Origin of the sequence: Flavobacterium sp. (genome assembly GCF_043773265.1) — a bacterium.
Classification (GTDB): Bacteria; Bacteroidota; Bacteroidia; order Flavobacteriales; family Flavobacteriaceae; genus Flavobacterium.
Genome location: NZ_JAYVFH010000002.1, coordinates 1 through 11,857, shown reverse-complemented (window position 1 = coordinate 11,857; position 11,857 = coordinate 1). Strand labels below are relative to the sequence as shown.

General features: G+C 27.6%; 11 protein-coding genes and 1 pseudogene. 1 reads left to right on the top strand and 11 read right to left on the bottom strand.

Features of this window, described 5'->3' with window-relative positions; translation table 11 throughout:
* Positions 1 to 48 precede the first annotated feature (48 nt).
* The 3 genes from ACH2BO_RS00160 to ACH2BO_RS00150 all read right to left on the bottom strand — a co-directional run bounded on the left by ACH2BO_RS00160 (position 49) and on the right by ACH2BO_RS00150 (position 2,401).
* Positions 49 to 303 (bottom strand): hypothetical protein, encoded by a 255-nt coding sequence (locus tag ACH2BO_RS00160; protein ID WP_395042729.1) that lies wholly within the window; start codon positions 301 to 303, stop codon positions 49 to 51.
* A gap of 354 nt (positions 304 to 657) precedes the next feature.
* Entirely contained in the window at positions 658 to 1,056 is a 399-nt protein-coding gene (locus ACH2BO_RS00155; protein WP_395042728.1) for an energy transducer TonB, read from the bottom strand.
* A gap of 79 nt (positions 1,057 to 1,135) precedes the next feature.
* A complete protein-coding gene (locus ACH2BO_RS00150; protein WP_395042727.1) occupies positions 1,136 to 2,401 on the bottom strand; it encodes an asparagine synthetase B in 1,266 nt (421 codons plus the stop codon).
* A 310-nt stretch (positions 2,402 to 2,711) separates the two neighbouring features.
* On the opposite strand from ACH2BO_RS00150, the gene ACH2BO_RS00145 reads away from it, so the two are divergent.
* Positions 2,712 to 3,293, top strand: coding sequence for a ribosome-inactivating family protein (locus ACH2BO_RS00145; RefSeq protein WP_395042726.1), 582 nt, complete (start codon positions 2,712 to 2,714; stop codon positions 3,291 to 3,293).
* On the opposite strand, the gene ACH2BO_RS00140 is transcribed toward ACH2BO_RS00145, so the two are convergent.
* The 8 genes and pseudogenes from ACH2BO_RS00140 to ACH2BO_RS00105 all read right to left on the bottom strand — a co-directional run bounded on the left by ACH2BO_RS00140 (position 3,290) and on the right by ACH2BO_RS00105 (position 11,825).
* Complete coding sequence (locus tag ACH2BO_RS00140; protein ID WP_395042725.1) at positions 3,290 to 3,964, bottom strand: response regulator; 675 nt, start codon at positions 3,962 to 3,964, stop codon at positions 3,290 to 3,292. The two genes, ACH2BO_RS00145 and ACH2BO_RS00140, sit on opposite strands and share 4 nt — an antisense overlap.
* Positions 3,965 to 3,967: 3 nt before the next feature.
* Positions 3,968 to 4,768: a sensor histidine kinase gene (locus ACH2BO_RS00135; protein ID WP_395042724.1), complete on the bottom strand. Its 801-nt coding sequence runs from the start codon at positions 4,766 to 4,768 to the stop codon at positions 3,968 to 3,970.
* Entirely contained in the window at positions 4,758 to 5,399 is a 642-nt protein-coding gene (locus tag ACH2BO_RS00130; RefSeq protein ID WP_395042723.1) for a hypothetical protein, read from the bottom strand. The genes ACH2BO_RS00135 and ACH2BO_RS00130 overlap by 11 nt, the downstream gene beginning before the upstream one ends.
* Positions 5,396 to 5,710, bottom strand: a complete 315-nt coding sequence (locus ACH2BO_RS00125) for a hypothetical protein (protein ID WP_395042722.1) — start codon at positions 5,708 to 5,710, stop codon at positions 5,396 to 5,398. The genes ACH2BO_RS00130 and ACH2BO_RS00125 overlap by 4 nt, the downstream gene beginning before the upstream one ends.
* A 391-nt stretch (positions 5,711 to 6,101) precedes the next feature.
* Positions 6,102 to 8,669 carry a replicative DNA helicase gene (gene dnaB, locus ACH2BO_RS00120; RefSeq protein ID WP_395042721.1) on the bottom strand — a complete coding sequence of 856 codons (2,568 nt, stop codon included), beginning with the start codon at positions 8,667 to 8,669 and terminating at the stop codon, positions 6,102 to 6,104.
* A 152-nt stretch (positions 8,670 to 8,821) separates the two neighbouring features.
* Positions 8,822 to 9,777, bottom strand: a pseudogene (locus ACH2BO_RS00115) (acetyl-CoA carboxylase carboxyltransferase subunit alpha).
* A gap of 94 nt (positions 9,778 to 9,871) precedes the next feature.
* Positions 9,872 to 10,753 (bottom strand): DMT family transporter, encoded by an 882-nt coding sequence (locus tag ACH2BO_RS00110; protein WP_395042720.1) that lies wholly within the window; start codon positions 10,751 to 10,753, stop codon positions 9,872 to 9,874.
* Positions 10,740 to 11,825, bottom strand: coding sequence for an LptF/LptG family permease (locus ACH2BO_RS00105; protein WP_395042719.1), 1,086 nt, complete (start codon positions 11,823 to 11,825; stop codon positions 10,740 to 10,742). Before ACH2BO_RS00105 ends, ACH2BO_RS00110 begins: the two co-directional genes overlap by 14 nt.
* Positions 11,826 to 11,857: the final 32 nt, after the last annotated feature.

The following is an 11,857-nucleotide window of genomic DNA, read 5'->3' as shown; positions in this document are numbered from 1 at the left end:
AAAATATAAAAAAGTGAATTAAACACCCAAATATCTATAAAAAACGGCTCAGTAAAAAATAATAAGTTCTGTATTTCCTGATAAAAAAATTAGAGCACTACTTATTAAATAAAAGGTTAATCCATAACAAAAGTAAAAATATATGTGTGATTCTTTTAAATTATTATAAAAATGAATTAAAGCATAAATCAATAAAAGTGATGAAGTTATTCCAATTTCAATGTTGTTAAATTTCCAATATAATGCTGGATTATTATAATATTGATTTCCAATAAAAAGACTTACTACAATTAAATTTATCAATATAATAAGTTTTAAAATCGTTTTTTTATACAATTGATAAAAAAATAAACTAAGCACAATAAATTGAATATTGAAATAATAATGAGAAAGAAAAAAATTAGAATTGGGTTTTAAAATTCCAATGATATTACATAACAATTCAACTATAAATAGAATAGACAAGTAGATAGTTAATGTTAAATGTAATGCATCTTTATTCTTTGATTTGCTAATAAATAAAATACAATTTATTAATAAAAGTATCAACCCAATTATACTAATAATAAAAGATAGGTACATTTATAATTAATTTAAATTCAAAATTACTTTTTGGATTAAAAGAGAATTAAAAAGCAAGATAAAGAATTTTCTTTACTAAAAATCAATAGGAATTGTAACCAGATATTGAACTCTAACTGCATTTCCATTAAGAGTTCCTGCAATCCATAATGGAGAAATTGACATTACTCTAATTGCTTCATCAGCGGTTCCGTTTCCTGCATCACTTAAAACACCAATTTCAGATAAACTACCATCTTTTTCAACAATAAAAGAGACAGAAACTTCTCCTTTTACATTTTTAGGTTGATTGAAATTTCGTTTAATAAAAATATCAAGTGCTTCTTTTCCTCCATTAAACTGTGGTGCAATACTAACTTGATTTGTTAAATATATCACTTCGTTTTGATTAGAAATTACAACGGTTTTTTTATCTGATTGAGAAAAAATTTGCTGTGCGAATATGAATAAAATTATAAAAAATATTTTTTTCATCATAAAATTAAAAATTTATATAAAAACTTGTTTACAAACATAGTGAAAATTATTTAACAATCAATAATATCTATATTTACTAAGTTTTTTGTTTCTTCTTTTTTGCCGCAGGAAACAGAACATTATTCAAGATTAATCTAAAGCCAGGTGAGTTTGGATGAAGATCTAAAACTGTTGGTTCATCACCTACTTGATGACGATAATCTTCTGGATCATGACCACCATAAAATGTAAAAAAACCTTTTCCTTTTTGTCCATGAATGTATCTTGCTTCTTCGTTTAACTGATTCTCACCAAGAACTAAAACATTAGATTTTATTAAACTTCTTTCAAATGAAGTTGTTTGTCCCATAAATCCTTTTACCAATTGTGTGTGGTTTTGACAAAGCATGCTTGGAATAACATCCCATTTTGCCGAAAATTCCATTAATGTAAAATAATCTTTTTCCATAGGAATTTTTCTTTTATCGGACATATCAATATCCGAAAACTCATATTTTTCAGGTCTTCTTTCTAATATATAATCTTTAAAAGCAAAAGTATTAGAATAATCAATTTTAGATTGATAATTGGCTTCACTATCATCGCCATCAAACATTGGTTCACAAATATCTACACCTTCTGCAGAAAGAGCAATATCAAAACTCTCGGTTGCAGAGCACATTGCAAACATAAATCCGCCGCCAATTACAAAGTCTCTAATTTTTTTAGAAACTGCCAATTTTGCTTCAGAAACTTTATTGTAACCTAGCTTTGTTGCCAATGCTTCAGCATCTTTCTTTTGCTCTATATACCAAGGTGCATTTCTATATGCACCAAAAAACTTACCATATTGTCCAGTAAAATCTTCATGATGCAAATGCAACCAATCATAAAGTATTAATTGATCAGACAAAACCTCTTCGTCATATATTGGTGTAAACGGAATTTCTGCATAAGTCAATACCATTGTAACTGCATCGTCCCAAGGTTGTTTACCTTTTGGAGTATAAACTGCAATTTTTGGTGCTTTTTCAAGAACAACAGTTTCCATATTTTGTGATGGAGATGCTATTTCTTCAAGAATTTGATTGGTTTCTGAATCTGATAATATTTCAAAACTTACATTTCTAATTTGACATTCTTTTCTAATCTCAGCTGCATCTGGCAATAAAAAAGAACCGCCACGATAGTTGAGTAACCAACTTGCTTTATATTGTTTATCTAAACACCAATAGGTTATTCCATAAGCTTTTAGATGGTTTTTTTGAGAAACATCATCCATTGGCAACAGAATAAAATTTGCTCGCATCGGAACTAAAAAAACTAAAAAAAACAATATGTAAATTTGTTTAAAAGCTCTCATTTTAACTGAATAAATTACAAACCGAAGATAACATTTTTTATAGGTAACATCAAAGATAATATTTTGTTAAAAATATTTTTTTATTTAATACTAAAAACACGTAAAACTACGTATATGAGATTGATTTATACTTTGTAATTTTGGATTATAATTAACATCCTAATTATTATGAATATAAACGAAACTATATCAATGGGAAATTCTTTTAGAAGTTTAAATTTTGTCAAAAAAATAGGTGTATCATTATTTGTAATAATGATTGTTATTTATTTAGTATTATCTGTTCAATTTATTCTTAGCTAATTATTTTATGGTATTTAATTTAAGATTAGAAAAAAGGGCTTTTTATCTTACTGATTTAAAGCAGATAATAAATTTTATTAAAGCAAATGGTGTAAGTTCTAAATGTCAAATAATACAACTTTCACATCCAATTGCTGGATCCATAAAGTTGTATTTAAATTTTGTATTAGAACAAAATCCAAACAATTCACCAAACGAATCGTCTATTGCTATTTTAGGTTTTAAAATCTCAAACAATAACGAATTTAAGTTTAAAAAAGTTGCTTCTGATTGTGACTTATTTTCTAAAGAATGTAATAATCTTAAAATTGATGGTTCCTATATTAGTTTGGGTTATCCATTTCAACTTCCAAAGGTTTCAGATTTTACTATTCAAGAAAGTATAAAATCGCTAAATAATTTAAAAAAAGGCAAAAAACTTTCTAAACTTGAGTTAGATGCAATTGCAATATTATCAATTGTAACTAGTGAATCAATAAGGTTTTCATCTGTAGCAACTGGTATTTGTAATGTTATAGAAAACAATACGGTTTTTATTCCAAACTCATTTGAGATTATTGGTTGGGGTAAACATTCTATTGCCAGCTAATGAAAATAATCTAGTTTTATCAATTTATTTTGAATTGCAAAAACTACCAATCCTGCAATGTTTTTAGATTCTGTTTTTATTATTAAATTATTTCTATGACCTTCAACAGTTCGACTGCTTATAAATAATTTTTCTCCTATTTCATGAGTACTAAACTGTTCACACATTAATTGCAAAACTTCGCTTTCTCGTTTAGTTAAATAATCAACATCAAAGGTACTTTTAGAAATTATATCATTAGAAATTATATCATCTTCAATAACTTTTAAAACCTCATCACTGTAATAAAATCCTTTTTCTGCTACTTCATTTATAGTATCAATCATTTCTTTAGGAGTAGCATTTTTAACTAAATAAGAAGAGGCACCAACATTTATCATATTGGCTATAAAAGACTTAGTATTATAACTAGTTAGTGCAATTATTTTTACAATGGGAAATTCTTTATGAATTAATTTAGTGGCTTCAACACCATTTAATAATGGCATTTTTAAATCCATTAGGATAATATCGGGATAATTATTATTGTTTTTTAAATAATTAATAAGTTCTATTCCATTAGAAGCTTCGAATATTACTTCAATATTTTTTTCTCTTTGTAAAATAAATGATACTCCACTTCTAAATAGTTCTTCATCATCGGCTACTATAATCTTGATTGTATTTTTCATATATTAAAAAGTAAAAATTACATTTATTCCACCACTTTTTGGCGAATCAATTGTGAATTTTCCGTTTAAAAAAGTTACTCTACTTTCTATGTTTTTCATTCCTAATCCTTTCATGTTATCAATAGAGTTTACATTAAAACCAATTCCGTTATCGCTATAAAAACAAGTATTTATGCCTTTGTCGTTTTTAAATTCTATTTTTATTTCAGTTGCTTTACCATGTCGCACAGAGTTGTTTAGTAATTCTTGCAAGATTCTAAAAATGTGTAACTGCCTATCGATTTCTGAAATATCAAATTTTATATCATTTTTATAAACAACATCAACAATTTTAGAACTATTAAATTCTACAACCAATTCTTCAATACCTGCATGAATACCAAATTTTTCTAGAACTGGAGGCAATAAATCATGTGCAATTCTTCTTGAATTTTCTAAAGCTTTGGCTGTTAAATTAGAAATGTTATTGGTAATTTCTATAAGTTCAACTTTAGATAAATTTGGAGTTTTTAAAAGATGACTGTTCAAAGAAACCACGTTTAGCTTAGAACTAATGTCATCATGCAAGTCTTGAGCAATTCTTTTTCGTTCTGCTTCTTGTGTAATTATTATTGATTTTAGTAACTCTTTTTGATGGTTAATTTCTAAATCTTTTTTTTCTAGTTCTTTTTTTATAATTTTTTTTCTAGAGAAGTAAAAAAATAAGATTATTACAACTGCTAATATTAAAAAAGTAAAAAAAATACTGGCTAATACTTCATTAGATTCACTTTGCAAAAAATAGTTTTGTGAATTATCCTTCATATTCTTTTTTTGAAAAATTAACTTTCCATTCTATAAAAACTAAAACTTGGTAAAATGTATATAAAATCACATTTAAATTAGCAACTAATCTGCCAAACTCTTTACCATAGGTAGCTTGTAGATTATGCATTAAGAATGGAACTGAACTACCAATTATGTATATTAAAATTCCACAATTTATTAAATAAAATCTCTTTTTACTTGATAACATATTATAAAAATGAAAGGTACTAAAAATTATTATTGCAAGAGATGTAAGAACAATTTCAAGTAAACTCAGTTTAAATAATACTGTTTTATCAAGTATTAAATTTAATATAATTATAGCTGTTATTAAAAGTAAACTAATAATAATTATTTTTTTTTGATATTCTATTTTATTAAGTTCTAAAAAAAATAAACTTAATAAAATAAATTGTAATGTAAAATAGAAATGAGAAACAGATAAATTTTGATATCCAAACTTAATAAAAGCAATAGATACAGTTTGAATAATTATAATCACTCCAAGATAAATGGTATAAATTTTAAATGCTTTATCTCTTTGAGAAAATTGTAATAAAAATAAAATAAAATTCAATAGCAAAAATGCATTTGCTATTGAATTAAATATATTAAAAATTAATTTCATAATCTATACATTGGACTAGAAACATCACAATCTGGCGGACATGTTGTTGTATAATCGTATATGTAAAGACCATTTTCATAATCTATTAAATCTTTACCGTTTTTATCAACTCCAACAAGCATTAATTTATGAGCTCCAGTTTCATCAATACCAAGATATGCTCTTGCGTCTTGAACGTCGGCTTCTGCCATTAATTCTGTTATATCTACTTCGGGAATCAAAAATGCTTTTACTACATGATCTGGATTTGCTCTCCAAGTTTCTGCCCATTTTTGAGCTGTTGCTAATGAAATTACATTTGTTACACTCATTTTATTGTTTTTAGTTGGTTAAATATGTTAATTTAATTTTTAAGATATGTATCTATCAAGGTATGTTTTTTTCCTAACAACATTAAATCTGTATATTATCAACAAAGCCATTGACACAAATATTAGAAATACAATTGTGGCAAACTGATACATGAAATTTTGACTGAAATCTGCTAAAAACATAGAATAATATTATGACAAAATCTATAATAATTATATTAAAAATGAAATATACCTTTTTTTATAAAAGTGATTTTCATCGATAATATTTTATAAAGCTAAGATATAAAAATGTAGAATAAAAATTTTTAGTGAAAATCACGTAAAACTACGTGGTTTTAAAAATTTGAAATTTCAGCAAAAAAAATCCTGATTTCTCAGGATTATATTTTTAAAAAGGAACATCGCTGTCATCGTCATTTGAATTACTTCCAAAAGCTTCATTTGGTGATGGAAGATTTTTTGTCATAAAAGGATTGTCGTCATGATTCATTTTAGAAGGCAAATCGTCAAAGCTATTTCCATAATCCTCTAGGTTATCAAACTTACCAAGATTTCCAATGAATTTTAATCTAATGTTTTCTAACGAACCATTTCTGTGTTTTGCAATAATAAATTCGGCTTGTCCAGCAGTTGGCGATTGATCATCGTCGTCCCATTCTTCAATTTTATAATATTCTGGTCTGTAAATAAAAGATACAATATCTGCATCTTGCTCAATTGCTCCAGATTCACGAAGGTCAGATAGTAATGGTCTTTTACTTGAGCCACGAGTTTCTACAGCACGAGATAATTGTGAAAGTGCAATTACTGGAACTTCAAGTTCTTTAGCTAATGCTTTTAGGTTTCTAGAAATGGTCGATATTTCTTGTTCTCTATTTCCGCCACCTTTTCCGTTTCCGCCAGCAGTCATTAATTGAAGGTAATCAACAATTATTAATTTTATTCCGTGTTGCGATGCTAAACGTCTTGCTTTTGCACGCAAGTCAAATATTGAAAGTGAAGGAGAATCATCAATAAATAAAGGTGCTTTTTCTAAATCTTTTACCTTTACAGATAGTTGTTCCCATTCGTGTTTTTCTAATTTTCCTGTTCTAAGTTTTTCTGATGACAAACCAGTTTCCGAAGATATCAAACGTGTAATTAACTGAACAGAAGACATTTCTAGAGAAAATAAGGCAACAGGATGACCATAATCAATTGCAATATTTCGTGCCATTGAAAGTACAAATGCAGTATTGTGAGTTACAGTGCAATCTTCTAAAAGAAATAAACGGTTTCCATTGATTTCAAATCCATAATAATCATCAACTTTATCATATTCTACAGTAATTCCTGTAACTTTCCAATCTACTTTAGATTTCCATTCTCTAGCTTTTTTACGTTCTACTTTAGTTGGAATATCGTTTAAATTTCCAAAAATTCTTAATCTAAAAGCTACTCCTTCAAATCCTGTAGATTTTATAGAAGTTTTTTTCTTTCTAACCGATGTTCTAAATCCTAGAGTATCACAAAGAAATTTTATTTGGTTTAGTAATTCTTCATTTTGCTGAACTATTTCAAAACAATTAAATTCTGACGAATAATATCCATCAGAATCAATAATTCCTGCTAATAATTGTAATCTATTTTCGGTAGAATTTATTAAATAATTATTCGGAATATGTTTGTTTTGAATCAACCCTAAAGTTTGTAACTCAGTTTGAATACAAGTGTTAAACTCTTCTGATGTAAATTTATTTCTGTTTACAATAGAATAATTATTGGTTCTATTTTCTTGCTCATAAACCACCAATTCACTTTCTAATCGAGTTGCATAATTATTTAAATAATCAATAATTTCACTGTCAATATTAGTAATTCGTTGACTATAAGAATGACCATCACCAAGCCAAAGTCCCAAATAATAAGGATCTAGAGGAAGTTCTTTTGATTCAAATTCAACACCAACTTTGTAACCTTTATAATTAGATTTAAACTTATCCGATTTTTCTAAATAATCTTTTACAGTAATGTTTAAAATATCACCTTGTTTATGATTTCCTTCGTTTCTACTTCTTTTTAAAGATAAAATATGGCTTTCGTTTACTCTATAAGAAATTGCTTTATTTTGATGAATCCAGTACATTTTTTCTTTTCCTCGCGCAATAGTAATTACTTTTCTAGGAGAAGAATCATCACCCATTAATAATTCATTTTCTTTAATATCTTCAACATTTTTTAAAGAACCATCATACATCAAAACTTTAGTTCCTTTTCCTAAACATTTTCCCATTCCTGGTCGAGCTGCAATAATCACTAAATCAGAAGGTTGCCAGCCAGATGTTATTTTATCTAATTTAACAAAACCAGTTGCAATTCCAGACAATCCTTCTTTATTGGCTATTTCTTCTATTCTTTTTTTGGCTTGAATTACTAAACTTTGAGCAGTTTCTGAACTTCGTTTAATGTTTCCTTGTGTAACTTCATAAAGTTTTGTTTCGGCTTTGTCAAGCAAATCGAATACATCAGTAGTTTCATCATAAGACTCTTCAATAATTTCTGATGATATTCTAATTAAGCTTCGTTGAATGTACTTTTGAAGAATAATTCTTGAATGAAATTCTATATGAGCAGACGAAGATATTTTTTGAGTAAGTTGAATTAAATAAAAATCGCCACCAGCCAAATCTAGCTTAGCGTTCTTTTTTAACTGAGCTGAAACTGTTAATAAGTCAATTGGTTGAGAATCTGTGAATAACTGAAAAATTGCTTCAAATATATGCTTGTGTGCATCTTTATAAAAAGCATCAGATTGGAGTATATCTATAACTTCATCAACACCTTTTTTATCAATCATCATGGCGCCAAGAACTGCTTCCTCAAGGTCGAGTGCTTGTGGCGGAAGCTTTCCTTTTTCAAGATTGATAATCGTAGTTTTATCTACTCTTATAGGGTTTATATTTTTAAGATTTTCCATTGAGCGAAAATAGTTTTTATTAAACTATTTCAAAAATTGAGTTGTTAGCAAGTGTATGCTAATAACGTGTTAGTAACTAATATATTTTGTTGATAACCATAAAAAAACGCCTCGTTTATTGACGAGACGTATTTATTCTGATAAGTAAGATATTATTCTTTATACTCGCCCATTTTGCTGTATTTATCCATCCTTTGAGCAACTAAATCTGTTGTTGATAAATCTTTTAATTCGTTAAAAGCTTTAGTAATATATTGTTCAACTGTTTTAAAAGTAGTTTCTCTGTCATAGTGTGCTCCACCAAGTGGTTCTGGTATAATATCATCTACTAATTTTTGTTTTTTCATATCGGCCGAAGTCAGTTTTAGTGCTTCGGCAGCAATTTCTTTATATTCCCAACTTTTCCAAAGAATTGACGAACAAGATTCGGGTGAAATTACTGAATACCAAGTGTTTTCCATCATTAAAACTCGATCACCAACACCAATTCCTAAAGCGCCACCAGATGCACCTTCGCCAACAATTACACAAATAATTGGTACTTTTAGACGAATCATTTCTAGTATATTTCTGGCAATTGCTTCGCCTTGTCCTCTTTCTTCGGCTTCAATTCCTGGAAATGCTCCTGGAGTATCTATTAATGATAAAACTGGAATTCCAAATTTTTCGGCCATTTTCATTAAACGAAGCGCTTTTCTATAACCTTCAGGATTTGCCATACCAAAGTTTCTATACTGTCGTGTTTTGGTATTGTATCCTTTTTGTTGACCAACAATCATAAAAGATTGACCTGCTATTTTTCCTAATCCGCCAACCATTGCTTTGTCATCTTTAAAACCTCTGTCTCCAAAAAGTTCTAAAAAAAAGAATCGCCACACAATGCTTTTATATGATCCATTGTGTATGGTCTATTTGGGTGACGTGAAAGCTGAACACGTTGCCAAGCAGTTAGGTTTTTGTATATTTTTCGTTTAGTTTCGTCTAGTTTTTTTTCAATTTGTTTGCAAGTATTGGTAACATCAACATCTGATTCTTGACCAATTATTTGACATTTGTCTAATTGGTCTTCCAATTCTTTTATTGGAAGCTCAAAATCTAAATATTCCATAGGATTTGTGCGATTTGGTTATTGTTTGAAATACAAAGATAAAATTTTAAATCTTTTGTAAAAGTAATTTGACACTATAAGTTTTAAACAAAAGTTAAGTTGCTTTTAATCTGCTTTTTATAATTCCGTTTAGGATAACTGTTATTAATATAATTACTGCTCCAATATAAAATTCAGAACTCATTTGTTCTTTATCCTTAAAAATTAATACTGCTAGAATTATTCCGTAAATTGGCTCTAAATTTATGGTTAGCATCACTGTATATGGACTTAAAAACTTCATTACCGCGGTTGAAGCAATAAAAGCATAAGCTGTACAAACAGAACTTAATATCATTAAATAAATTAAATCGGAAGTTGTAAGTTGAAAAAAATTGGCTGTAAAACTATTAGTAAATAATAAAAGTATTGAGAAAAAAAGTACACCACCAGAAAGTTCATATATTGATATTGTTGTTGGATTGTATTCTTTAACAAAAATACTGTTAATAACAGCAAATGAAGCTGATAAAAAGGCAGAAATTAATGCTAGAATAATTCCTTCTGAATATTTTCCTTCAACATTAAATATAATTGAAAGTCCAATAATTACAATTACTCCGAAGAAAATCTCATACCAAATTATTTTTTTTTTAAAAAATATTGGTTCAATAATTGAAGTGAAAAAAGCACCAGTAGAAAGACATGCTAGAGTTATAGAAACATTTGAAACTTTTATTGCTCTAAAAAAAGTAAACCAATGTAAAGCGATAATCAATCCAGCAATTAGAAATTTAAGGATAACTTTTTTAGGGATTTTTACTGGATTTTTTTTTAATTTGATATAAATAAAAATAAAAAAAACTGCAAACAGCATTCTAAACCATACCAAAGGTAGCGCGTCAAGAGTTATTAATCTACCTAAGATTGCTGTAAAACCCCAAATGAATACTATCAAATGTAGGTGTAAATAACTTTTAGAATTATCGTTTAGCATTTCGCAATAAAAATAATGCTAGAATTCCAAAAACTGTGTTAGGAATCCATACTGCAATTATTGGTGGCAAGGTAGATTTTTCGGCTAAAACGCCAAATATTTTATCTAAAAACACAAATGAAAATGCTAGTAGTATACCAATTGCAAGATTTGCACCCATTCCGCCACGACGCTTCATTGAAGATACAGAAACTGCAATAATTGTTAAAATAAATGCTGCAACTGGAATACTAAATTTTTTATAAAGCACAACCAAATATGAATTTATGTTGGATGAACCACGTTTTCTTTCTTTATCAATAAAGTTAGTTAAATCTGTATAGGATAGTGTTTCTGCTATGTACACCAATGGTGTTAAATCTTCTAAATCAAATTTAAATACTGTATCTTTTTTTTCGGCAGATTCAAAAACGTCATCAAGTTCACCTATTGTTCTTTTTTTATAATTAAACATAGTGTATGTACTATCTTTTTCATTCCATTTTAATCTAGAAGCATTGATTTTATATAGTAATTTTCCGTTTTTAAATTTTTCTAATGTAAAGTTAAAAGCAACTTTAGAAACGGTATTAAAATTACTTACATAAATATATTCATCATCGCTAATTTGTCTGTAAACATCTGAGTTGTCTCTCATACCACTAACTCCAGAATTGTTTAAATAGGTAAATCTAAAACTATTAAAACCAGCATTTGCTTTTGGAACCATAAAAAATCCCATAAGAAGAGCAAATATTGAAACTGCAGTTGCGCCCAAAATGTATGGTCTTAAAAATCTAGTGAAAGATATTCCAGAACTTAATATTGCAATAATTTCGGTATTATTAGCAAGTTTAGAGGTAAACCAAATAATAGATAAAAAAAGGAAAATAGGAAACAATAAGTTGGCAAAATAAATAGTAAAGTCGAAATAATAAATTGCAATTTCCTTAAATGGAATTTTATTGGCAATCATTTTATTTACTTTTTCAGATACATCAATGACTATTCCAATAGGAATAAACATTAGTAACATTACCGAAAAGGTTGCTAAATATCTTTTTAATATGTACTTATCTATTATTTTTAACATTTCCTTAGTTTCAGGTTTCAGGTTTCAGGTTT